This window comes from Dankookia rubra (genome assembly GCF_004355005.1).
Classification (GTDB): domain Bacteria; phylum Pseudomonadota; class Alphaproteobacteria; order Acetobacterales; family Acetobacteraceae; genus Paracraurococcus; species Paracraurococcus ruber_A.
Genome location: NZ_SMSJ01000003.1, coordinates 65684 through 89217 on the forward strand (window position 1 = coordinate 65684; position 23534 = coordinate 89217).

Annotated in this window: 20 protein-coding genes; 14 read left to right on the forward strand and 6 right to left on the reverse strand. The window is 71.2% G+C overall.

All coding sequences use genetic code 11. The features are described from left to right. Nucleotides 1–127 precede the first annotated feature (127 nt). The 11 genes from dxr (at nt 128) to E2C06_RS03505 (ending at nt 11933) form a co-directional block, all read left to right on the forward strand. On the forward strand, nt 128–1291 hold the full coding sequence (dxr, locus tag E2C06_RS03455) for a 1-deoxy-D-xylulose-5-phosphate reductoisomerase (RefSeq protein WP_133287184.1): 1164 nt from the start codon (nt 128–130) through the stop codon (nt 1289–1291). A gap of 96 nt (nt 1292–1387) precedes the next feature. Then, complete coding sequence (rseP, locus tag E2C06_RS03460; protein WP_133287354.1) at nt 1388–2488, forward strand: RIP metalloprotease RseP; 1101 nt, start codon at nt 1388–1390, stop codon at nt 2486–2488. Nucleotides 2489–2633: 145 nt separating this feature from the next. Then, the gene (gene bamA / locus E2C06_RS03465; protein ID WP_133287185.1) at nt 2634–4982 is read left to right on the forward strand and encodes an outer membrane protein assembly factor BamA; all 2349 of its coding nucleotides are present in this window, start codon (nt 2634–2636) and stop codon (nt 4980–4982) included. A gap of 23 nt (nt 4983–5005) precedes the next feature. Next, the gene (locus E2C06_RS03470; protein WP_133287186.1) at nt 5006–5821 is read left to right on the forward strand and encodes an OmpH family outer membrane protein; all 816 of its coding nucleotides are present in this window, start codon (nt 5006–5008) and stop codon (nt 5819–5821) included. A gap of 16 nt (nt 5822–5837) precedes the next feature. Further along, entirely contained in the window at nt 5838–6857 is a 1020-nt protein-coding gene (gene lpxD / locus E2C06_RS03475) for a UDP-3-O-(3-hydroxymyristoyl)glucosamine N-acyltransferase (RefSeq protein WP_133287187.1), read from the forward strand. Nucleotides 6858–6877: 20 nt separating this feature from the next. Next, nucleotides 6878–7366 carry a 3-hydroxyacyl-ACP dehydratase FabZ gene (gene fabZ / locus E2C06_RS03480; protein WP_133287188.1) on the forward strand — a complete coding sequence of 163 codons (489 nt, stop codon included), beginning with the start codon at nt 6878–6880 and terminating at the stop codon, nt 7364–7366. Then, nucleotides 7363–8247: an acyl-ACP--UDP-N-acetylglucosamine O-acyltransferase gene (gene lpxA, locus E2C06_RS03485; protein WP_241671097.1), complete on the forward strand. Its 885-nt coding sequence runs from the start codon at nt 7363–7365 to the stop codon at nt 8245–8247. The genes fabZ and lpxA overlap by 4 nt, the downstream gene beginning before the upstream one ends. After that, nucleotides 8244–9113, forward strand: coding sequence for an LpxI family protein (locus E2C06_RS03490; RefSeq protein ID WP_241671098.1), 870 nt, complete (start codon nt 8244–8246; stop codon nt 9111–9113). The genes lpxA and E2C06_RS03490 overlap by 4 nt, the downstream gene beginning before the upstream one ends. Further along, nucleotides 9110–9499: a lactoylglutathione lyase gene (gene gloA, locus E2C06_RS03495; RefSeq protein WP_133287189.1), complete on the forward strand. Its 390-nt coding sequence runs from the start codon at nt 9110–9112 to the stop codon at nt 9497–9499. Before E2C06_RS03490 ends, gloA begins: the two co-directional genes overlap by 4 nt. A 17-nt stretch (nt 9500–9516) precedes the next feature. Next, nucleotides 9517–10920 carry a YcjX family protein gene (locus E2C06_RS03500; protein ID WP_241671099.1) on the forward strand — a complete coding sequence of 468 codons (1404 nt, stop codon included), beginning with the start codon at nt 9517–9519 and terminating at the stop codon, nt 10918–10920. Continuing rightward, nucleotides 10917–11933, forward strand: a complete 1017-nt coding sequence (locus E2C06_RS03505; RefSeq protein WP_133287190.1) for a DUF697 domain-containing protein — start codon at nt 10917–10919, stop codon at nt 11931–11933. Before E2C06_RS03500 ends, E2C06_RS03505 begins: the two co-directional genes overlap by 4 nt. A 64-nt stretch (nt 11934–11997) precedes the next feature. Here E2C06_RS03505 and E2C06_RS03510 read toward each other — a convergent pair whose 3' ends face one another. Continuing rightward, nucleotides 11998–12957 carry a Bug family tripartite tricarboxylate transporter substrate binding protein gene (locus E2C06_RS03510; protein ID WP_165982190.1) on the reverse strand — a complete coding sequence of 320 codons (960 nt, stop codon included), beginning with the start codon at nt 12955–12957 and terminating at the stop codon, nt 11998–12000. 4 nt (nt 12958–12961) lie between these two features. Further along, a complete protein-coding gene (locus tag E2C06_RS03515) occupies nt 12962–13936 on the reverse strand; it encodes a Bug family tripartite tricarboxylate transporter substrate binding protein (RefSeq protein ID WP_133287192.1) in 975 nt (324 codons plus the stop codon). 64 nt (nt 13937–14000) lie between these two features. On the opposite strand from E2C06_RS03515, the gene E2C06_RS03520 reads away from it, so the two are divergent. Together E2C06_RS03520 and E2C06_RS03525 are read left to right on the forward strand one after the other, a co-directional pair. Continuing rightward, nucleotides 14001–15089 carry an isocitrate/isopropylmalate dehydrogenase family protein gene (locus E2C06_RS03520; protein ID WP_133287193.1) on the forward strand — a complete coding sequence of 363 codons (1089 nt, stop codon included), beginning with the start codon at nt 14001–14003 and terminating at the stop codon, nt 15087–15089. Beyond that, the gene (locus E2C06_RS03525; protein ID WP_133287194.1) at nt 15086–16624 is read left to right on the forward strand and encodes a flavin monoamine oxidase family protein; all 1539 of its coding nucleotides are present in this window, start codon (nt 15086–15088) and stop codon (nt 16622–16624) included. Before E2C06_RS03520 ends, E2C06_RS03525 begins: the two co-directional genes overlap by 4 nt. Here E2C06_RS03525 and E2C06_RS03530 read toward each other — a convergent pair. The 4 genes from E2C06_RS03530 to E2C06_RS03545 form a co-directional block, all read right to left on the reverse strand. Continuing rightward, a complete protein-coding gene (locus E2C06_RS03530) occupies nt 16578–19691 on the reverse strand; it encodes an efflux RND transporter permease subunit (RefSeq protein ID WP_206664419.1) in 3114 nt (1037 codons plus the stop codon). The two genes, E2C06_RS03525 and E2C06_RS03530, sit on opposite strands and share 47 nt — an antisense overlap. Nucleotides 19692–19702: 11 nt before the next feature. Next, on the reverse strand, nt 19703–20785 hold the full coding sequence (locus E2C06_RS03535) for an efflux RND transporter periplasmic adaptor subunit (protein ID WP_133287195.1): 1083 nt from the start codon (nt 20783–20785) through the stop codon (nt 19703–19705). A gap of 75 nt (nt 20786–20860) precedes the next feature. Beyond that, on the reverse strand, nt 20861–21490 hold the full coding sequence (locus tag E2C06_RS03540; protein ID WP_165982191.1) for a TetR/AcrR family transcriptional regulator: 630 nt from the start codon (nt 21488–21490) through the stop codon (nt 20861–20863). Between the two features lie 63 nt (nt 21491–21553). Next, complete coding sequence (locus E2C06_RS03545) at nt 21554–22504, reverse strand: tripartite tricarboxylate transporter substrate binding protein (protein WP_133287197.1); 951 nt, start codon at nt 22502–22504, stop codon at nt 21554–21556. Nucleotides 22505–22623: 119 nt separating this feature from the next. Between E2C06_RS03545 and E2C06_RS03550 the strand changes: the two genes are divergently transcribed. Then, on the forward strand, nt 22624–23520 hold the full coding sequence (locus E2C06_RS03550) for a TauD/TfdA dioxygenase family protein (RefSeq protein ID WP_133287198.1): 897 nt from the start codon (nt 22624–22626) through the stop codon (nt 23518–23520). Nucleotides 23521–23534: the final 14 nt, after the last annotated feature.

The following is a 23534-nucleotide window of genomic DNA, read 5'->3' on the forward strand; positions in this document are numbered from 1 at the left end:
CCACGCCAGCCCAGGCACCCGCCGTGAAACCCTGCATGAGGGCGGCTTTTCGCTCTAGGCTTGGCTGTCAGGCACGGCTGACACCCGGGTCCGTAACCACCCGGCAAGACCAACAGCGGATGGCCCCATGAAGCGCCTTACCATCCTCGGCAGCACCGGCTCGATCGGCCGCAGCACCCTCGCGCTGGTCGAGGCCGCGGCGCCAGGGGAATTCGCGTTGGAGGCGCTGGTCGCCGGCCGGGACGTGGCGGCGCTGGCCGCCCAGGCGCGCAAGTTCCGCGCCCGCCTCGCCGTCGTCGCCGATGCCAGCGCGCTCGGTGCCCTGCGGGAAGCCCTGGCCGGCTCCGGCATCGAGGCCGCAGCAGGGCCGGAGGCGGTCGTCGAGGCCGCTACCCGCCCGGCTGACTGGACCATGGCGGCGATCGTCGGCAGCGCCGGTCTGCATTCTGCGCTCGCGGTGCTGAAGCGCGGCGGCACCCTGGCCCTGGCGAACAAGGAAACCCTGGTCTGCGCCGGGGAGATCGTGCTGGCCGCTGCCGCCCGCACCGGCGCCGCGCTGCTGCCGGTGGACAGCGAGCACAATGCCATCTTCCAGGCGCTCGACACCAAGGATCCGGCGCTGATCGAGAAGATCGTGCTGACCGCCTCGGGCGGGCCCTTCCGCACCGCCGAGCTGGCCGTGATGCGGAAGGCGACGCCGGAAATGGCGGTGAAGCACCCGATTTGGTCGATGGGCGCCAAGATCTCGGTCGACAGCGCCACCATGATGAACAAGGGGCTCGAGCTGATCGAGGCCGCCCGGCTCTTCCCGGTGCCGGAAGCGCGGATCGAGGTGCTGGTGCACCCGCAATCCACCGTCCACGGCATGGTCCAGTATGCCGATGGGTCGGTCCTCGCTCAGCTCGGCACGCCCGACATGCGGACGCCGATCTCGCATTGCCTGGCCTGGCCCACGCGCATGCCGGTGAGGGTGCCGCGGCTCGACCTGGCGACCCTCGGCCGGCTCGAGTTCTTCGCCCCCGACCCCGTCCGCTTTCCCGCGCTCCGCCTGGCGCGGGAGGCGTTGCAGGCCGGCGCCGGCGCCCCCACTATCCTGAATGCCGCGAACGAAGTGGCGGTGGCGCTGTTCCTCGACCGCCGTCTCGGCTTCCTCGATATCGCGGCGGTGGTGGAGGAGACGCTGTCGGCCCTCGGCGCGCCTGCCGCGGCGGGGCTGGACGCGGTGCTTGCCCTCGACGATGCAGCACGGGCCGAGGCCGGGCGGATCGCCGCCCGCCGGGCCGCCGCCTGAAGCACGACGCCGCCGTTTATCGATGCTGAACCCGCGCCGGCCACCGGCCGGCTGGAGGACAGGGCCTTGGAGCTGCTGGGTAATCTCTGGAACATGCTGCCGAGCCTGCCGCGCACCCTGATCGCCTTCGCGGTCGTGCTCGGCGTGCTGGTCTTTATTCATGAGCTCGGCCACTACCTAGCCGCGCGCTGGCGCGGCGTGCATGTCGAAGCCTTCTCGATCGGGTTCGGCCGGCCACTCCTCAAGGGTACCGACCGGCACGGCACGGAATGGCGGCTCGGCTGGATCCCGCTCGGCGGCTACGTGAAGATGCACGGGCAGGAGACGCCGGAAGACGCCCCGCCCGAGGTGCGGGCCTCCTGGCAGGAGGGGCGGACCTTTCACGGCAAGTCGGTCGGCAGCCGCGCCATCGTCGTGGCGGCCGGCCCGATCGCCAATTTCCTGCTCGCCATCCTGCTGTTCGCCGGGCTGTTCATGACCATCGGCCAGCCGGTCGGCGGCACCGGCGTCGGCGCGGTCGTCGAGGCCTCGGCCGCGGCCCAGGCCGGGATCCGGGCGGGCGACGAGATCACCGCGCTCGATGGCCAGAAGGTAAACCGGTTCGAGCAGGTGCAGCGCTATGTCCAGCCGCGCGCCGGACAGCCGATCGCCGTGCGGGTGCTGCGCGACGGGGCGGAGCAGACGCTGACCGTCGTGCCCGAGTTACGTGAGAATGCGCAAGGCAAGGTCGGCGTGCTCGGCATCCAGGGCGGCGCGGCGCGGTTCGACAGGCTCGACCCGCTCTCCGCCGTCGTTGCGGGCACTGTGCAGACTGCCGACGTGACCTGGCAGACGCTCGCCGGGATCGGCGAGATGATCACCGGCCAGCGCAGCACCAAGGAACTCGGCGGACCGATTCGGATTGCCGAGATCAGTGGCGAGGCCGCCTCGCTCGGCCTCGGTGCCCTGGTCAACCTGATGGCCTTGCTGTCCGTCAGCCTCGGCCTGCTCAACCTGTTTCCGATCCCGGTACTGGATGGCGGCCACCTGATGTTCTACGCGGCCGAGGCGATTCGCGGCCGGCCCCTGCCGCCCAAGGTGCAGGAGTACGGCTTCCGCGCCGGATTCGCGCTGCTGATTGCTCTGTTCCTCTTTGCCTCGAGGAACGACATCGTCGAGGGCGGGATCGGTAAGTTCGTGGCCCGCCTGCTGGGCTGACCCGCGCGCCGGGCCTGGCCGCCTGACGCTGCCGGGCCACGCCGGCTGCAATACGGACCGGGGGCGCAGCGGGCGGGGTGGCGGCATCGGGGTGCTGCGGCTATTCTCCGCCCCGCCTGCGATCCCCAGCTGCACGGGTCCTAACTTGTCCCTTTCCCTTCGCGTCCTCCTGCTCGCCACCGCCTGCCTGACGCCGGCCCTGCTGCCCGCGGTGGCGGAAGCGCAGACCCGTGCCCCGGCCCGGGCGGCACCCCAGCGGCCCGGCGCCGAGGGTACCGTCCAGGCCATCGAGGTGCGGGGCAACCAGCGCATCGAGGCCGACACCGTGCGGTCCTACATGCTGCTGCAGCCCGGCGACTCCTTCGATGCCGACCGGCTCGACCGCAGCTTGAAGTCACTCTTCGCCACTGGTCTGTTCAAGGACGTCCAGGTGCGCCGCGAGGGCAACCGGGTGATCGTCGACGTCCAGGAGAACCCGATTGTCAATCGGGTGGCCTTCGAGGGCAACCGCAAGATCTCCGACGACGTGCTGCGCAATGAGGTGCAGATGCGCAGCCGTGCGGTCTTCACGCCGCAGGCCGTGCAGGCCGACCGGCAGCGGATCCAGGAACTCTATGCCCGGCGCGGCCGCTTCGCCGCGAGCGTCGAGCCGAAGCTGATCCAGCAGGACCAGAACCGCGTCGACGTGGTCTACGAGATCCAGGAGGGCGATGCGGCGCTGGTGGCGCGCATCAACTTCGTCGGCAACCAGGAATACAGCGACAGCAAGCTGCGCGAGATCGTCGCGACGAAGGAGCAGGCCTGGTACCGCATCTTCTCCTCCTCCGACCAGTTCGACCCCGAGCGCCTGTCCTTCGACCGCGAGCTGCTGCGCCGCTTCTACCTCCGAAACGGCTATGCCGACGTACAGATCAACAACGCCACGGCCGAGCTGGCGCCCGACCGCAGCGGCTTCTTCGTCACCTATACGATCGACGAGGGCCCGCGTTACCGTGTCGGCAAGGTCGATGTCGTCTCCAACCTGCGCAATCTGGACGCGGCCAGCGTCCGACGCCTGGTCGATATCGACACCGGCGACTGGTATGACGGCGACAGTGTCGAGCGCATCGCGCAGTCGCTGCAGGATGCGGTCAACCTGCGCGGCTTCCCCTTCGTCGACGTGCAGCCGCGGATCCAGCGCAACAAGGAGGACCGTAGGGTCGACCTGAGCTTCGAGATCAACGAGGCGCCGCGCGTTTATGTCGAGCGCATCGAGATCAACGGCAATACCCGCACGCAGGACCGCGTCGTCCGCCGCGAGTTCCGGCTGGCGGAGGGCGATGCCTTCAACGCCGCGCAGATCCGCCGCAGCCGGCAGCGCATCCGTGACCTCGGCTATTTTTCCGACGTGCAGATCAGCTCGCAGCCTGGCTCGGCGCCCGACCGCGCCGTGCTCAATACCCAAGTGGTCGAACGGGCAACGGGCGAGGTCTCGATCGGCGGCGGCTATTCGACCGATGCCGGCGCGCTGGCCGATGTGGGCCTGCGCGAACGCAACCTGCTCGGCACCGGCATCGATGCCCGCATCAACGGCACGCTGGCGCAGCGCCGCAGCCAGCTCGACTTCTCGATCACCGATCCCTACTTCCTCGACCGCAACCTGGCCGCGGGCCTCGATATCTTCTTCGTTCAGCGTAACCTGCTCAGCATCTCGGCCTACCGCGAGCGGCGGCAGGGCTTCGCGCTGCGCGTCGGCTACGCCTTCAACGACCGGCTGCGGCAGACCTGGGCCTATACCCTGACCGACCGAGAGGTCTACGACATCGCCGCCAATGCCTCCCGCTACATCCAGGAGCAGAAAGGCGAGACGCTGCTCTCGCAGATCGGCCAGACGCTGACCTACGACTTCCGCGACTCGATCATCGATCCCAGGCGCGGCGGCGTGGCCCGGCTTGGCACGGATTTCGCCGGCATCGGCGGCGATGTGGCTTATATCCGCGCCCGGCTCGACGGCACCTACTACATCCCGTTCGAGCAGTATCTAGGTGACCCGGATTACGTGCTCTCGATTTCCGGAGGCGTTGGCTATCTCGAGCCGCTGTTCGGCAAGAACGAACGCATCATCGACCGCTTCTTCCTCGGCGGTGAGAACCTCCGCGGCTTCCGCATCGCCGGCGCCGGCCCGCGCGACCTCGATACCCGCGACAGCCTCGGCGGCCGCTTCATCTGGACGCAGAGCACCGAGATGCGCTACCCGCTGCCCCTGCCGGCGGAACTCGGCCTGGTCGGCCGTGCCTTCGTCGATGTCGGCTCGCTGTCTCAGATCGACAAGAGCTCGCCGAGCCTGCAGGGCGTGCGGGTCGGCGACGATGCCTCGCCGCGGGTCGGCGCCGGCGTCGGCGTGTCCTGGCGCAGCCCCTTCGGCCTCATCAACATCGACCTTGCCCAGGCCGTGGTGAAGAAGTCCTACGACGAGACGCAGATCTTCCGCTTCGGCTTCGGCACCCGCTTCTGACGATTATGGGAATCCCCCGGTCCATGCGCTTCTCCTTCGCCCCGGCCCGCTCGGCCCCCCGATACCTGGCCGGTGCCGCCTCGGCGGTCCTGTTGTTGGCCGCGCCTGCCTTCGCGCAGCAGCAGCAGCAGGAGTGGTTCGTGCCGGGCCAGGGTCAGCAGCGCCCGACCGGCCAGCCGGCGCAGCGCCCGGCCGGCCAGCCGGCGCAGGCCCAGCAGCGCCCGCAGCAGCGCCCTGCCACCCAGGCGCCGGCGCCGCTGCCGCCCGGCCAGCAGCCCCCGGCCGCGGTCATCGGCATCGTCGACGTGCCGGAGATCCAGCGCGTCTCGACCGCCTTCAGCCAAGTGCGGGACGAGATCGAGCGCCGCCGCCAGCGGCTGAACGACGACCTGCAGCGCGAGCAGAACAACTGGCGCGAACAGCAGCAGCAGCTGGCCAACCAGCGCGCCTCCCTACCGGCCGACCAGCTGCGGGAGCGCGAGCGCAGCCTGCAGGACCGCATCACCGACAGCCAGCGTATCTTCCGCGAGCGCAGCCGCACGATTGAGCAGGCGGCGCAGCAATCGCTGGTCGAGATCGAGCAGACGCTGGGGACCGTGATCCGCCAGGTGGCGGCGAGCCGCAGCGTGAACTTGGTCCTGCCGCGGCCGCTGGTCATCTTCAACGACCCGCCCTTCGACCTGACCGAGGAAGTCGCGACGCAGTTCAATAAGGTGCTGAAGAGCGTCAACATGCCGCCCGAGGCGAACGGCACCGAAACGCCTGCCGCGGCGAATGCGCCGGCGGCGCGCCCGGCCGCGCCGCCGGCCGCGCAAGGCCAGCCGCAGCAGCGGCGCTGACCGGGCCGGCGTCGCCATGGCGGATCCCCGCTTCTTCAGCAGCAGCGGCCCGCAGCGGCTGGCGGACATCGCCGCCGTCGCAGGCGCCCAGTTCGAGGGCGACGGGGAGCGGCGCTTCACCGGCGTTGCCTCGCTGCAATCCGCGGGGCCCGACGACGTAAGCTTCCTCGACAACCGCCGCTACGCGCCCTTGCTGGCGGAGACCAGAGCAGGGGCGGTCGTCCTGGCCAAGGCTTTCGCGGGGCAGGTGCCGAGCGGGGCCGTGGCCTTGGTGACCGCCCAGCCCTATCTCGGCTTCGCTCGCGTCGCGGCGCTGCTGCACCCGCCGGTTCAACCGCGTCCGGGAATCCATCCCAGCGCGGTAGTGGCGCCCGATGCGCTGGTCGGGGAGGGAACGGAGATCGGCCCCTGCGTGGTGATCGGGGCGGGGGCACGGATCGGGGCCGGCTGCATCCTGCATCCGCATGTCACGGTCGGGCCCGGCGTCGAGATCGGCGAGGGCTGCCGCCTGCATGCCAACAGCAGCGTCAGCCACGCCATTCTCGGCCGCGGGGTCGTGCTGCATCCCGGCGCCCGTATTGGCCAGGAAGGATTTGGATTCGCGCCGACGCCTGACGGCCGGTTCGAGACGATGCCCCAACTCGGACGCGTACTGCTGGGCGATTTTGTCGAGGTGGGGGCGAATTCCTGCGTCGACCGCGGCAGCCAGGGCGACACGATCCTGGGTCCGGGGACCCGCCTCGACAACCTGGTCCAGATCGGGCACAACGTTCAGACGGGACGCGGCTGCGTTGTTGTCGGGCAGGCTGGCATTGCAGGCTCCACGACGCTCGGTGACTACGTCACCCTGGCGGCGCAGGCAGGGGTGGCGGGCCATATAACCCTCGGCACGCAGGTTCGGGTCGGCGCTCAGGCCGGTGTGATGCACGATGTGCCGCCGAAACTCGACGTGATCGGCAGCCCCTCCATGCCCGTGCGGGAATTCTGGCGTGCGATGGCGCGCTGGCGAAAGCTCGGCACCGAGCGCGACGGCTAGACAGAAGGCAGGCGAGTACGATGGACGCGAGCGAGGCGCAGGCGGCGGATACCACCACTGCGGCGACGGTGGAATCCTACGACATCGCGCAGATCATGCGCGCGATCCCGCACCGCTATCCCTTCCTGATGGTCGACCGCGTGGTGGAGGTGCACAAGAACATCTCCGCCATCGGCATCAAGAACGTCACCATCAACGAGAATTTCTTCCAGGGACATTTCCCGGAACACCCGGTGATGCCGGGTGTCCTGATCATCGAATGCATGGCGCAGACCGCCGCCGTGCTGGTGGTGGAGACGCTGGGGCCGGATGCGCGTGGCAAGCTGGTCTATTTCATGACCGTCGAGAACGCGAAGTTCCGCAAGCCGGTGGTCCCCGGCGACCAGATGCGCGTTCATGTCGTCAAGGAAAAGCAGCGCGCCAATATCTGGAAATTCCATGCCGAGGCCAAGGTGGACGGGAAGGTGGTGGCGGAAGCCACCTATGCCGCGATGATCCTCGACCGTTGAACGCCTTGCCCCCCCTTGCCCTGACCGGCATCGACCCGACGGCGTCCATCGCGCCGAATGCCGCCGTCGCAGAAGGCGCCGTCATCGGCCCCGGCTGCCGTATCGGCCCCTTCTGCAGCCTCGGGCCGGAAGTCGTGCTGGAGGCGGATGTCGAACTCGTCTCGCATGTCGTCGTCGACGGCGCGACGCGGATCAGCGCCGGCACCAAGGTCCTGTCCTTTGCCGCAATTGGCACGCCGCCGCAGGATCTGAAATACAAGAACGAGCCGACGCGCTGCGAGGTCGGGCCGAAATGCCTCATCCGGGAGGGCGTGACCATCCATCGCGCCAGCGTCGGCGGCGGCGGCGTCACCCGTGTCGGCGCGGGCTGCATGCTGATGGCGCAGGCGCATGTGGCGCACGACTGCATCCTCGGCGACGGCGTCATCCTGGCCAACAATGTCATGCTTGGCGGCCATGTGCAGGTCGGCGACGGCGCCTTTATCGGCGGCGGCGCCGCGGTGCACCAGACCGTGCGGATCGGCCGACTGGCGATGGTCTCCGGCCTCGCCGGCGTGACCAACGACATCCCGCCCTTCGGCTATGTCTTCGGCCTGCCGGCGCGGCTGGTCGGCTTCAACAAAATCGGCCTGTTGCGGCGCGGCGCCTCGCGCGACCAGTTGCGGACCTTGCGGCTTGCCAACAACCTGCTGTTTAGGGACCCCGGCGAATTCGCCGCAAAGGTCGATCAGGCGGCGACCCGCTGGCCCGACGAGGCGCTGGTCCAGGAGGTCATCGGCTTCGTCCGCGACATGACGCGTCGCCGCCAACTCGTGCGCCCCGGCCGAATGGCCGCACCCGAGCTCGGCGGCGTCGACGAGGAGAACGGGGAAGGCGCGTGAGCCTGCCCGGCGGCGGTCTTCCCCCCGGCAGCAAGCTCGGCCTCGTCGCCGGCGGCGGTCAGATGCCACTGCGCGTGGTCACCGCCGCCCGCGCCGCGGGCCACGACGTCTTCGCCCTGCTGATCGAGGGCTGGGCCGACCCGGCGGATTTCGGCCATGTGCCGCATGCCATGGTCAAGGTCGGCGCGGTCGACGATGCCTATGCCAAGTTCCGTGCCCAGGGCGTGCGGCACCTAGTGATGTGCGGCCGGGCGCATCGGCCCTCGCTTACCTCCCTGGCGCCGGGCGGCGGCATGCTGAAGCTGCTGGCGCGCATCGGCTCGGCCGCCTTCCAGGGCGATGACGGGCTGCTGAAGGCCATGGTCAAAGTGGTGGAGGAGGATGGCTTCACCGTCCTGCCGGCCCAGGCGATCGTCCACGACGCCCTGCCGCTGGCCGGCCTGCTGACCGCTGCGGCCCCCAATGCCCGGGCCCGCGCCGATATCCGGCGCGGCACCGCCGTAGTCCGGGCGCTCGGCGCCGTCGATGTCGGCCAGGGCGCCGTGGTGCAGCAAGGGCTCGTGCTGGGCGTCGAGGCCATCGAGGGCACCGACGCGCTGCTCGACCGTTGTGGCGGCTTGCGGCGGGAAGGCGCGGGCGGCGTGCTGGTGAAGCTGGTCAAGCCCGGGCAGGATCGCCGCATCGACCTGCCGACGATCGGCCCCGTGACCGTCGAACATGCCGCTGCCGCCGGGCTCGCCGGCATCGCCATCGAGGCGGGCGGGACGATCGTCGTTGATCGGGCAGCGACCGTCGCGGCTGCCGACCGGGCGGGGCTCTTCATCCTCGCCTTCGACCCGAACGCCTTCGAGGAGAACGTCACATGAGCAAGTTCCTGCACACCATGATCCGCGTCGGCAATCTCGACCGCAGCGTGAAGTTCTATACCGAGCTGCTGGGCATGAAGGAGCTGCGCCGCCGCGACGTGCCGGACGGCAAGTACACGCTGGCCTTCCTGGGCTACGGGGAGGGCAATGCCGAGGGCCAGGGCGAGATCGAGCTCACCTACAATTATGGTGTCGAGACATACGAGCAGGGCAATGCCTTCGGCCATCTCGCGGTCGGCCTGGCGGACGTCGCCGCGGCCTGCGAGAAGGTTCGCGCCGGCGGTGGCCGAGTGACGCGGGAGGCTGGCCCTGTGAAGTTCGGCACCACGATCATCGCCTTCGTGGAAGACCCGGACGGCTACAAGATCGAGCTGATCCAGCGCTGACACCAAGGCTGCTGCGCGTGTCCGGCCTTGCCGATCCCTTCGGCCTGTTGCGCGATGCGGCCTATGGGGCGGAACGGCTGGGCCGGTCCCTGATCGGCCAGGACCGCATCCGGCTGGCGGTTACCGGCCTGACGCGGGCGGGAAAGACGGTCTTCCTCACCTCGCTGCTCGCCAACCTGCTGGCGGCGGGACGCGGGCAGCGGACCTTGCCGGCGTTGGAACGGGCCGCCGGCGGCCGGCTGCGCGCGGTGCGCCCGGTGCCGGCCGGCATCGAGGGCCTGCCGCGCTTCGACGTCGCGGCGCACCTCGCCGCGCTTGCCGCTGATCCGCCCGCTTGGCCGGCGCGGACCGAGGATCTCTCTACCCTGGAGCTCACCCTTGAGCTCGACCGGCAATCCATGCTGGCCGGGCTGCTGGGAACGCGAAGCGTAACGCTCGAGCTGCTGGACTATCCCGGCGAATGGCTGCTCGACCTGCCCATGCTGAACCAGGATTTTCCTGGCTGGTCCGCGGCGACCCTGGCGCGGCTGCGGCGGCCGGGCCATGCCGCCGCGATGGGCGCCTTTCTCGGCTTCGTCGACAGCCTGCCGCCCGGCGTCGCGGCGGAAGACAGCCTGGTGCAGCGCGGATTCGCGCTCTACCGCGACGCCCTGCGCGGCTGCCGCGACCGGCTCGGCTTCCGGTTCCTGCAGCCAGGCCGCGTGCTGAACCCCGGGCCGCGCGGGGAGACGCCGCTGCTGTGGTTCTTCCCGCTGCCGCCCGGCGCGCGCGGCGGCCTTGCCGGCCTCATGGCCGAGCGCCACCGCGCCTATGTCGAGGCGCAGCGTCGCGAGTTCTTCGAGCCCTATTTCCGCCGGTTCGAGCGGCAGGCGGTGCTGGTCGACGTGCTCGGCGCGCTGCATGCCGGCCAAGCTGCCTTCGACGACACGGCCGAGGCACTGGCCGCCATCGCCGAGGCGCTGCGCTACGGCGGCGGCTGGCTCGACTGGCTGACCGGCGTCGGCGTCGATCGCGTCGCCTTCGTCGCCACCAAGGCCGACCACGTGCCGGCACGGCAGCGGGATGCGCTCTCTTCCTTGCTCGGGCACCTGGTCGCGGCGCCGCAGCGCCGGGCGACCGGTGCTGGCGTCACCACCAGCGTGCATGCCCTCGCTGCCGTCCGCTGCACCGAGGACGACGTGGCGACGCTCGATGGCCGCCCGGTCGCCGCGGTGCGCGGCGTGCTGCTGTCGAGCGGCCGCAGCGCCAAGGTCTATCCCGGTGAAATCCCCCTGCGACCGCCGGAGCCCGGCTTCTGGGATCACGGCTTCTTCGAGATGCCGGAATTCCAGCCGCCGCGTTTGGATCGGGAAGGCGGCGCCGGGGTGCCGCATCTCGGCCTCGATGCGCTGCTGGCGGCGCTGATCGGAGACGTGCTGTGACAGCGTCCGACGACCGTGGCGGCGATGGCCGCGAAGGGTTTGATCGGCCGCGCGGGAACCAGGCGCCGCGCGGGCCGCGGGTGATCCCGGAAGACGAGCCGGCCGCTGTCCCGCCGCGCCCCATGCCGCAGGCCGAGCGGCAGGCAGCACCGCCGGGCGGGCCGCGGGTGATCCTCGACGAAAAGGCCGGGCCGGCACCGCGGCTCGACTTCCAATGGGAACAGGCGGTGGTGCCGGTCGCGGCGCCGCGTCCTTCGGTACGCTGGTCCGGCATAGGTCGTGCCATCGGTGGGCTGACGCTGCTGGGCGGCGGGCTGGCGGCGCTGGATGCCGCCAATTTCGTCGTGGACCAGTTCGGCCGCGGCGCGGTGCAGGGCTGGGCGACGCTCGGCGTCGTCGCCGGCGGCGTGGCGCTACTCGGCTCCGGGCTCTGGCGGGAGGTGCGGGGCCTCGCCTCGATCCGCGCCGTCGATCGCGCCCGCGCCGCCTTCGCCCGCGGCGACCTGGCGGCGGCGAAGGCGGAGACGCTGCGCTGGGCGGCTTCCGTGCAGGAAGCCGCGCCGCTGCAGCCGGCGATCCGCGGCGCCGCCAGCATCGCGGAACTCGGCGCGCTGCTGCAGCCGGCGCTGGCGCAACTGGAGGCGCGCGCCGCGACGCTCGGGCGCAATGCCGCGGTGCAGAGCTTTGCGGTGACGGCGATCAGCCCCTCGCCGGGGCTGGACGCGCTGGTCTTCGCCTGGCGCGGGGTGCGGCTGGTGCGGCAGGTGGCGGCGCTGCATGGGTTGCGGCCCGGGTTGGCGGGGACGCTGGCGCTGCTGCGGCGGACCCTGCAGGACGCGGCCATGGTGGCGGCGACCGATGTCGCGGTGGATGCTGCGGCACGTGCGCTGCTGTCGAACCGGCTGCTCGAACAATTCGCCGGCGAGGCCGCGGCCGGCGCGGTGGCGGCGCGGCGCATGCTGCGGCTGGCGCGGGTGGCGGCGGAGGCCTGCCGGGTGCTGCCGCCGGGCTGACGCAGGGCGCCGAAGGAGTCGACCCGCCTGGACGCGTGACTCGGCATTGCCGGCGATGTACGCGTTATTCCGGCACGATCACCGCCCTGGCGACGATCGCCCGCCACTGCGCGACCTCCCGCCGCAACTGCGCCGCATAGTCCGCCGGGCTGCTGGCGACCACCGCGTAGCCCTGCGCCACCAGCTTGGCCTGCAGCTGAGCCTCCCGCGCCGGGGCAATCAGCAGGTCATGCAGCCGTGCGGCGATCTCGGGCGGCAGGCTGGCGGGCGCGATGAAGCCCCAGATGCCGACCACGTCGACGGCCGGGAAGCCGGCTTCCGCCATGCTCGGCACCTCCGGCAGCAGCGGCGTGCGCGCCCCGCCGGTGACCGCGATCGCGCGCAGCCGCCCCGACTGCACATGGCCAAGCGAGGAGGACAGCGCGGCGATGCCATAGGGCACGTCGCCGGCGACCAGCCCGGTCAGCTGCGGGCCGCCGCCGCGATAGCCAACCGGGGTGAAATCCCGCCCCGTCGCCAGCAGCATCTGCACCACCGCGAGATGGGAGGGCGTGCCGATGCCGCCATGCGAGACCGCCAGTCCCGGCCGCGTCGTCGCCTCGGCCACCAGCTCGGCCATGTCTCGCGCCGTGCCGCTCGGGTGTGCCAGCAGCAGGCCCGGGGAGGTGACTGCCAGGCCGAGCGCGGTGACATCGCGCTCGACGTCGTAGGGCGGCTTCTCCTTGAGCAGGGAGGGGTTCACCACCAGCGCATTGTCGTTGGTGCCGACGGTATAGCCGTCCGGCGGGGCGGAGAGGACCGCCTGAGTGCCTGGCACGCTGGCGCCGCCGCCGCGGTTCTCCACCAGGAAACCCTGGCCCGAGAGTTCCGAGGCATGCTGCGCCAGCAGGCGGGCGACAATGTCGCTCGACCCGCCTGGCCCGTAGGGAACCACGATGCGGACCGAGCGGGACGGAAAACCGGCGGTCTGGGCGCTGGCGACCCAGGGCAAGGCGAGTGCGCCGAGCAGGCTGCGGCGATGCATCGCCTTAACCCTCCAGCCGAACATTGGCGATGCGGGCCACATCGCGCCACTGGGTGATCTCGCGCCGCACGAAGGCGCCGAATTCATCGGGCGTGCCGGGTGCGGCGGTGCCGCCCAACTCGATGAAGCGCGCCTGCATCGCCGGCTCGCGCAGGATGGCGTTGAGGTCGGCATTCACCTTGGCGGTGATCGCATCGGGCAGACCGGCCGGGCCGCAGAGGCCGGTCCAGCCATAGGCGCCGTAGCCGGGAGCCACCGTCTCGGCAATGGTCGGGACGTTCGGCAGCTGTGGGGCGCGGTCGGGCGTGGTGACCGCCACGGGGACCACTTTGCCGGCCTGGATATTGCCCAGCGCGGAGGCGACGCTGTCGAACATCAGCGGCACGTTGCCGGCCAGCAGGTCGGCCATGGCGGGCCCGCTGCCGCGATAGTGCACCATGTTGAACTTCGTGCCGGTCCGATGGGCAAAGAGCTCGGCCGACATGTGCTGGCTGGTCGCCGGGCCGGCAGTGGCCAGGTCGATTCCGCCCGGCGTCGCCTTGGCGGCGGCGACGATCTCGGCCGCCGTGCGGTGCGGGAAGTTTGGATGCGCGACGATCAGCAGCGGCAGCACGACGACGTTGCCGATAAAGGTGAAGTCCTTCTCGGCATCGTAGGGCAGACGCGGCAGCACAGATGGGTTCACCCCGAGCGTGCCCGAGGTGCCGGCGGTCAGCGTATAGCCGTCCGGCGCGGCGCGGGCGCCGGCCTCGAGCGCCGGGGCGCCGGCGCCGCCGCCGCGGTTCTCCACCACCACGCGCTGCGGCCAGCGGCGGGACAGCTCGTCGGCATAGAGGCGGGTGAAGATGTCGGCGGCCTGGCCGGGCGGGAAGGGGACGATGATGCGCACCGGCTTCTCCGGCCAAGCGGTCTGGGCCTTCACGCCGGTGGCCGCCATGCCCGCGGCGGCCGCCAGCGTGCCGCGCCTGGTCCATACCATGCCTGTCGCTCCCTCCGTCTTTGCCGCAGGATAGGGTCACTCAAGAGACCAGGGGAAGCGGGTCATGGCGCAGTCGAATTCGGTCCGGATCGCGGTCTTGCCGGGCGACGGCATCGGGACCGAGGTCACCGAGGCGACGCTTGCGGTGCTGGAGCCGCTGGCGAAGCGGCATGGCATCGGCATCACGACCGAGGTGCTGCCGGCCGGCGCCTTCCACTACCAGGCCACCGGCGAGGGTTTTCCCGAGAGCAGCTTCAAGGCGGCCGAGGCGGCCGATGCCATCTTGCTCGGCGCCATGGGCTGGCCCGGCATCCGTCAGGTGGACGGGACGGAGATCGCGCCGCAGCTCGACCTGCGGTTCCGGCTCAACCTCTATGCCGGGGTGCGGCCGGTACGGGCCATCCCCGGCGTGCCGGTGGCGCTGGCGCATCCGCGCGCGCGTGACATCGATTTGGTGCTGATCCGCGAGAGCACCGAGGGGTTGTTCCACTCCCGCGGCAAGGGGCTGGTGACCGAGGACCACGCCGAGGAGACGCTGCGGATCACCCGGAAGACTACCGAGAAGCTGTCGCGCTTCGCCTTCCTGCTGGCGCGGCGGCGCGCGCAGACGCGCCGCCGCAAGGGGCGGGTCACGCTGGTGGACAAGGCAAACGTCTTCCGCGCCTTCGCCTTCATGCGCGGTGTCTTCGACGAGGTGGCCAAGGATTTCCCCGAGGTCGACAACGCGCACCACTACGTCGATGCCATGGCGCTCGACCTGATCCGCAAGCCCTGGGACTTCGACGTGCTGCCGACGGAAAACATGTTCGGCGACATCCTGTCGGACCTCGGGGCGGGGCTGGTGGGTGGCATGGGCTTCTCCCCGAGCGCGGATATCGGCGACGACCATGCGGTGTTCCAGCCGGCACATGGCACGGCGCCCGACATCGCCGGCCAGGGAATCGCCAACCCGACCGCGACCCTGCTCTCGGCGGCGATGATGCTGGATTGGCTGGCGGCGCGCGGCGCAGGGCAGGGCTTTGCCGATGCGGCCTCGGAGCTCGAGAACGCGGTGGACGCGGCCTTTGGCGCCGGGCTGCGGACCGCCGATATCGGCGGCAGGGACGGAACCGCGGCGGTGGCCAAGGCGGTCGCCGCGCGCATCGGCGGATGATCACCAGGCGCGCGCTGCTGGACGGTGTCGCCGCCGCCGGCGGGGCGCGGGCGGCGATCGCCACGCTCGCAGCGCTGGGCGGTTTGGAGGCGACGCCGACCCGGGCCGCCGCGCCCGACCTCCCGCGCGACGGCCGCCGCGTGCTGGTGGTCGGCGGCGGCATCGCCGGCCTGGTCGCGGCGCTGGAGATGCAGCGGGCCGGCTGGTCGGTGCGGCTGCTGGAAGCGGCTTCGCAGGCCGGTGGGCGTTGCATGACCCTGCGCGGCGGCGACGCAGTGGAGGAGATCGGCGGGCCGGCGCAGCGCATCGGCTGGAATGCCTCGCCGCATCTTTATTTCAATCCCGGCCCGGCGCGCATTCCGCACCACCATCGCGGCATTCTCGGCTATTGCCGCGCGCTCGGCGTGCCGCTGGAGGTGTTGGTGAATGAGAACCGCGCGGCGCTGGTCGATGCGCCTGGCGGGCCTGTCGCGCTGCGGCGGGTGCAGGCGGATCTGCGCGGCGTCGTTGCGGAACTGGCGGTGAAGGGGCTGGGCGCGGGCGGGCTCGGCCTGCCGGTGACGGAGGCGGACCTCGCGCGGCTGCGGCAGGCACTGCGGTTCTGGGGCGGGCTAGATGCCGAGTCGCGTTACCGCGGCAATTCGCGCGCCGGCTGGGCGGTAGGCCCGGACACTGGGCTGGCGCCGCCCAGACCGAACGTCCCGCTCGACCCGCGCGTGCTGATGAGCGGTGAGGTCTGGCTCGCGGCGAGCTTCGCGGAGGGGATCGACTACCAAGCGACGATGTTGCAGCCGGTGGGCGGGATGGACCGCATCGCCGCGGCCCTGGCGCTGGCTCTGAGCGACACGGTGGTCACAGGGGCCGAGGTACAGTCGCTGCGGCGTACCGAGGACGGCGCGCGGGTGACCTGGCGTGCCACGGACGGCGCGGTGCGGGAGGAGGCGGCGCCGCGGGTGCTGCTGGCTCTGCCGGCGCCGGTGCTGGCGAGGCTGGATACGGATTTCTCCGCCGAGCGGCGGGAGGCCTTGGCGGGGCTGCACTACTCGCAGGCGGCGAAGCTCGCCTTCCTGGCCGAGCGGCGGTTCTGGGAGGAGGATGCGGCGATCTATGGCGGCATCTCCTGGACCGGGCGGGATGCCACGCAGCTTTGGTATCCCAGCCACGGCTTCCATGCGGCGAAGGGCGTGCTGGTCGGCGCCTATATCTGGGACGACGACGTCGCGGCGCGTTTCGCGGCGCTGCCGCCGGAGGCGCGCGCCGTGGCCATGGCGGCGGACGGCGACGCCCTGCACTCCGGCTATGCCCGGGAGGTCTCCGCCCCCGTCTCGGTCGCTTGGGCCCGGATGCCGCGGGCGCGCGGTGCCTGGGCGGAATGGACTGCGGCGCAGCGGACGCGCGAGTACCCGCTGCTGCGCGAACCGGAGGGCCCCTACCATTTCGCCGGCGAATACCTGTCCTGGCTCACCGGCTGGCAGGAAGGTGCGGTGCTCAGTGCGTGGAACGCTCTGGCAGGCTTGGCAGGCCCGCAAAGATAGATGAGGAGGTCGGGGAGAATACCGTCTCTCCGGCCTTGCCTCGCCGCCGCAGCGCCAGCGCATAGAGTGCCGGCACCACCAGCAGCGTGGCGAAGGTGCCCAGCGTCAGCCCGCCGATCATGGCGACCGCCATCGGTCCCCAGAACACCGAGAGGGTCAGCGGCACGAAGGCGAGCACCGCGGCCAGCGCAGTCAGCACCACCGGCCGCGCGCGCCGCACCGTGCTCTCGACGATGGCGTCGCGCAGCCGGGCGCCGGCTTCGAGGTCCTGCCGCACCTGATCCACCAGGATGACGGTATTGCGCATGATCATGCCGGCCAGCGCAATGACGCCGAGCAGGGCGACGAAGCCGAAGGGCATGTCCATGACCAGCAGTGCCGCCGCGGCGCCGGGGATGCCGAGCGGCGCGGTGGCGATCACCAGCGCGGTCCGGCCGAAATGACGCAGTTGCCACATCAGCAACAGCAGCATGGCGCCGATCATGATCGGGAACAGGCCGACCAGCGCGGCATTGGCCTTGGCACTTGCCTCGGTCGCGCCGCCGGTCACGATCCGCACGTCGGTCGGCAGGCGGGCGCGCAGCGCGTCGATGCGGGGCTCGGCGGCGGCGGTGACGTCCGGGCCCTGCAGCCCGTCCAGGATGTCGGCGCGGACGGTCAGCATCATCTCGCGGTTGCGGCGCCAGAGGATCGGCTCCTCCATCACCGGCTCCAGCCGCGCGAGCTGCGAGAGGGCGACGGCACCGGCCGGCGTCGAGATGGTGAGGTCGCCGAGCCCATCGAGCGAGAGCCGCTCGGCCGCCGGGGTGCGGACCACCACGTCGACCAGGCGGTTGCCCTCGCGCAACTGCGTCGCCGTGGTGCCGGAGAGCAGCCCCTGCAGCGACTGCGCGACCACGCTCGGCGAAAGGCCGAGCTGCGCCAGGCGTTCCTGGTCGAGTGCGATGCGGAGACCCGGTGCGCGCTCACCCCAGGAGAACTGGACGTCGCGGGTGCCGGGCGTGGCGCGGAGGGCGGCCGCGACCTCCTCGGCGGTGCGGCGCAGCGAAGCCACGTTCGGGCCGTGGACGCGGAACTGCACGGGGAAGCCGACCGGCGGGCCGAACTCGAGGCGGGAGACACGGATGCGCGCCTCCGGTACCGTGCCGTCCTGGGCGAGCCTTCGGAGCTTGCCGTGCAGGCGTTCGCGCGCCGCGAGGTCGGTGGTCTGGATCACGATTTTGCCGAAGGATTCGTTCGGCAGGTCCGGGTTCAGCGCCAGAAAGAAGCGCGGTGCGCCGGCGCCGAGATAGGTGGTGTAGGTGCGGGCATCCGGGTCGCCCTTCAGCGCGGCCTCCACGCGTTCCGCGGCGGCGCGGGTGGCGGGCAGCCCGGCGCCCTGGCGGAGGTTGAGGTCGACCAGCAGCTCAAGCCGGGCGGAGGTCGGGAAGAACTGCTTCCGCGTCGCGCCCATCCCGGCGAAGCCGATGGCGAGCACGCCGGCCGTCGCCAGCAGCACCACGAAGCGATGGTCAACGCACCAGCCGACCAGGCGTCGCAGCGCGCGATAGGGCCGGCTGTCGTAGCTGCCGTGGTACGCCACGCCCGGCCTGGGCGCCGGCAGCAGCCTCACGCCGAGATAGGGGATGAACAGCACGGCGACGAGCCAGGAGGCGACCAGCGCCACGCCGACCACCCAGAAGATGCCGCCGGCATATTCGCCGGCGGTGGAGGCGGCGAAGCCGACGGGCAGGAAGCCGGCGACGGTGACCAGCGTGCCGAACAGCATCGGGAAGGCGGTGGAGGACCAGGCGAAGGTCGCCGCGCGGAGCCGGTCCCAACCCTGGTCGAGCTTCACCGCCATGGCCTCGATGGCGATGATGGCATCGTCCACCAGCAGGCCGAGCGAGAGGATCAGCGCACCGAGGGTGATGCGTTCGAGCTCCATCCCCCAGGCCAGCATGACCAGGAAGACGATGGCGAGCGTCAAGGGCACCGACAGCGCCACGATGACGCCGGCGCGGAGGCCGAGCGAGAGGAAGGAAACCACCATCACCACGGCCAGGGCGACAGCGAATTTCAGCAGGAACTCGCTGACGCTCTCCTGCACCACGCCAGGCTGGTCGGCGATCTCGGCGAGCTCAAGCCCGGCGGGCAGCTCGGCCCGCAGCCGGGCGAGCTCGGCCTGCACGTCGCGGCCGAGGGCCAGCACATCGACGCCGGGACGCTTGGCGATGCCGATCAGCACAGCGGGCCTGCCCTCGTGCCGGATGGAGGCGGGGGGCGGGTCGGCCAGGCCGCGGCTGACCTCGGCGAGGGCGCCGAGCCGCAGCGTTCGCCCGCCGCTCTCGACCGGCACGGCACGGATGGCGGCCAGCCCGTCATAGCCGGCATCGGTGCGGAGATAGATGCGGGAGGAGCCGGTTTCCGCCACGCCCGCCGGGGCGATGGCATTGTGCCGCGTCAGCGCATCGATGATGGCGGTGGGCGGCACGGCCAGCGTCGCCAGCCGGGCATGCGAGACGTCGACGAAGACCCGCTGCGCCTCCTCGCCGAAGAGGGCCACCTTGCCAGCGCCGGGCAGCGCCAGGAAGCGCAGCCGCAGGCGCTCGGCCTGCCGCACAAGCTCGGCATTGTCGGCGCCGGTCAGGGCGATGACCACGGCATAGACGTCAGAATACTCGTCGTCGAAGAAGGGGCCCTGCACGCCGGCGGGCAGGCTGCGCTGGATGTCGCCGACCTTCTTGCGCACCTGATACCAGAGACCCTGGACCTCCTTCGGCGGCGTGGTGTCCTGCAGCACGACGGTGGTGATGGCGAAGCCCGGCCGGGTGAAGGTCTGCACGTAGTCGAGATGCGGCAGGTCCTGCAGCTTGCTCTCGATCCGGTCGGCGACCTGGGCCTGCATCTCCTCCGCCGTCGCGCCCGGCCATTGGGCGGAAACGACCATGAGCTTCAGGGTAAAGCCGGGATCCTCCGCCCGGCCGAGGCGGAGGTAGGAGAAGCCCCCCGCAGTTGCCAGCAGCAGGATGAGGAAGAGCGTCAAGGCGCCGTTGCGGACGCCCCAGTCCGACAGGTTGAAGCGCATGCCGGCGGTCCTCAGCGCAGCGTGGAAGAGGCGCGGAGGCCGGCGACCCGGACCCGGCTGGTCGGGTCCAGAACCTGCGGGCCGAGCGCCACCACCTGATCGCCCTCGACCAGCGCGCCGCGCAGCACGGCGGTGACCGCGCCGAGCGAGACTACCTCGACCGGCACCGCGGCGATGCGGTCGCGCTCCACCTTCCAGACCATCGGCCCCTGGCCCCGGTCGTGCAGCGCCGAGAGCGGCAGGGTAGCGACGGTTGCCGCCGCCGCCACGGTCCGCACCGTCCCGGTCATGCCGAGAGCCACCCAGTCGGGTGCCCCGGGCAGGGAGAAGCGGGCGGTATAGGTCCGAAGCGCCGTCTCGGCCTGCGGCGCCAGCTCACGCAGGCGGGCGGCATGCCGCTCGCCCGGGCGGGCCCAGAAGCGGGCCTCCGCCGCGGCTTCCGCCAAGCCGGCAACGGCGGCCTCGGGAATCTGCACCACCAGCTCCCGCTCCTCGGGGTTTGCGATGCGCAGCACGGGCTGGCCTTCGGCCACCACCTGGCCGGTCTCGGCCAGCAGCGCGGTGACCACGCCTGCGGTCGGCGCCCGCAGCTGCGCATAGTCGAGACGCCGGCGCAGGAGGTCGAGGTTGGCCCGGGCCGCGGCAACCTTCTCGGCCGCGCTGCGGGCGGCGGCGACGCGCTGGTCGTCATAGGCCGCAGCGACATGGCCGGCGGCAAGCAGGGCTTTCGAGCGCGCCGCATCTGCCGCGGCCTGGCGGGATTGGGCCTCGGCGGCGGAAAGCTCGGCTTCTGCGGCGCGCACGCCGAGCGTCAAGTCGGCCTCGTCCAGCCCGGCGAGGGGCTGGCCGGCGGCCACTGCCTGCCCGAGCTCGACCAGCCGGGCGGTGATCCGTCCACCGGTGCGGAAAGCGATGTCAGCCTCCCGGCGTGCCCGCACGACGCCGGTGAAGGCGCGCGCCTCGCTTGCCGGCGCCAGGTGGATCTCGGCCACCTGGACCGGCCGTGGCATGTCGGTGCGGCCGTCAGGAACCGAAGCGCTTTCGGCCTTGCAGCCGCCAAAGGCTAGGAGGGCGAGCAGGATGACGCGACGCATGGCGGTCTCCGGGGGTGGCCGGAGCTCAGTATGAGTGCGATCTGACGAAAGGCAATAATCGTCAGGATGCACCCCTCACGGCCTCAGGGCGCGCAGCACGAACTCGGTCATGTCGGCAACCTGGGCGCGAAGCTCCTCCACTGTCTGGCCCTTGCGCGCAATGCAACTCGCGACAAGCGCCGGGTGGTTCCAGGGCACCATCGTATGCAAAATCGTTTGCGCTTCCTTAACGGGATCGCAAGAATCGAACTCTCCGGCCGCCATCCCATCCGCCAAAATCCGCGCGATGGCGGCCTGAACCTCGGCCAGGTGGCGCTCGATCACGTTCCAATGCTCATCCATGGCGGCGGAGACCATGTCGTGCAGCCGCCGTTCCTGGAAAAAGACTTCGATCTTCTGTTCAAACAGTTGGCTGAGCACGCGGCGCAGCCGGGTTGTTGCGGCGCCGGGCCCGTTGGCGATCGAGTCGATCTCCGCCAGCATGGCGCCGAGGGTACGCTGCGCGATCGCCTCGTTGATCGCGCTCTTGGAGGGGTAGAAGCGGTAGACATTGGCCGGCGACATGCCGAGCTCGCGGGCGATGTCGGCCACCGCGGTCTTCTGGTAACCCATGCTGCGGAACAGCTGCTCCGCGACCTCCTCGATGCGGCCGCGCATCGCCTCGGCGCGGGCGGCGGGAGCGTCGACAAGGGTTCGGCCCGACATGATGTGACGTTTTCCTTCAACCATCATTTTTCTAAGCGGCCCTGGTGTCGAAGGGAAGCGAGGCTAGTCCGCGTGGATGCCGGCGGCGCGGATCACTTCGGCCCAGCGTGCCAGATCGACGGCGATGGTGGCGGCGAATTCCGCCGGTGACCCGCCGACCGGCTGCATGCCCTGGGCGCGAAGCTGGTCCTGGGTCGTGGCCAGCGCCACCCAGGCGTTCACGGCCGCGTTCAGCCGTGCGACCCATGGCGCCGGCAGGCCGGCGGGGCCGAGCAGCCCATACCAGAGATCTACTTCGACGCCGGGAAAGCCTGCTTCCGCCATGGTCGGCACCCCGGGCGCGGCAGCGGCGCGGGCGGGGCTGCCGATTGCCAGCAGGCGGACCTGCTTCGCCTCGGCCAGCGGCAGGGCGGTATGCAGCGGCAGCACCATGGCGGCGACGCGGCGGCCGATCAGGTCTTGGATCGCCGGGGCGCTGCCGCGATAGGGCACGTGATTCAGCCTAGCCTGCGCCTCCAGCCCGAACAGCGCCATGCCGAGGTGCTGCGGCGTGCCGATGCCAGGGCTGGCATAGTCCAGCACCTGCCGCCGGGCGAGCGCGGCGAAGCCCTGCGCGTCGTCTGCCGCGACCTCGGGGTTCACCGCCAGCACCAGGTCGCCGCGACTGATGCGGACGATGGGGGTGAAGCTGCCCACCGGGTCGTAGGGCACCTGGCGGAACAGGCTGGGATTCATCACGAAAGTATTGGCCTGCAGCACCAGGGTCCGCCCATCCGGCGCCGCCCGTGCCACCGCCTGCGTGCCGATGTTGCCGGAGGCGCCGGCGCGGTTCTCGACCACCATCGCCTGGCCGAGCGCCTGCTGCAGCGGCGGCGAGAGCAGCCGCGCCAGCAGGTCCGGCCCGGTGCCGGGCGTATAGGGCACTAGCAGCGTTACCGGCCCGTCCTGTGCGCGTGCGGCCCCTGCCGTCAGCGCCGCGGCCCCCAGCACCATCCATGCCCTGCGTGTCGCCATGCCCGGATGTCCTCCCCAACGAGGGTGCGGGAGGCGCGCGGCCCGGTCAAAGCCCCGCTTTCCCCCGCCGCAAGCGCGGTGGTACGATCGAAATACACGGCCAAGAAAGGGACAATCCCATGTCGGGTGCAGCGATCTTCGCTCAGACCGGACCCGCGAGCGGGCTGGAGGTGATGCCGACAGGCGCCGCGCTCGGCGCCGAGGTCCGCGGCGTCGACCTCCGTGCGCTGGGGGAAGCTGAGTTCGCCGCGATCCTCGATGCCTGGCACGTCCATGCGGTGCTGCTGTTCCGCGGGCAAAGCTTGACGCCGGACGAACTCATCGCCTTCAGCCGCCGCTTCGGCGCGCTCGACCACGCGCCGGTGCAGGAGCATGGGCAGAGCATCGTCGCCGGGCGGCCTGAACTCTACATCGTCTCCAACGTGGTCGACGATGCCGGCAAGCCGATCGGCAGCCTCGGGAACGGGGAGGCGGTCTGGCACACCGACATGTCCTACCTGCCGCGGCCACCCAAGGCCTCGATGCTCTATGCGCTGGAGATCCCGCCCGCGGGCGGCGATACTCATTTCGCTAGCATGTATGCGGCCTATGAGAGCCTGCCGCCGGCGCTGCGGGCGCGGGCGCAGGGGCTGATGGTGAAGCATGACGGCACCTACAACAGCGGCGGCTTCGTCCGCGCCGGAGTGACGCCGACCGACGACCCGCGCACCGCGCCGGGGCACCTGCACCCGCTGGTCTGCCGGCACCCCGCGACCGGGCGTTCCATGCTGTATCTGGGGCGGCGGCGGATGGCCTATATCGATGGCCTCGGCCTGGGCGAGAGCGAGGCGCTGCTCGACGAGCTGTGGTCCTACGCGACGAAGCCGGCGCTCTGCTGGAAGAACGCCTGGCGGGTCGGCGACCTGGTGCTCTGGGACAACCGCTGCACCATGCATCGCCGCGACCCCTTCGACGCGGCGGCGCGACGGGTGATGCACCGCACGCAGGTGAGGGGTGAGGCGCCGCCGATGGCGTGATCCGGCGCGACCGG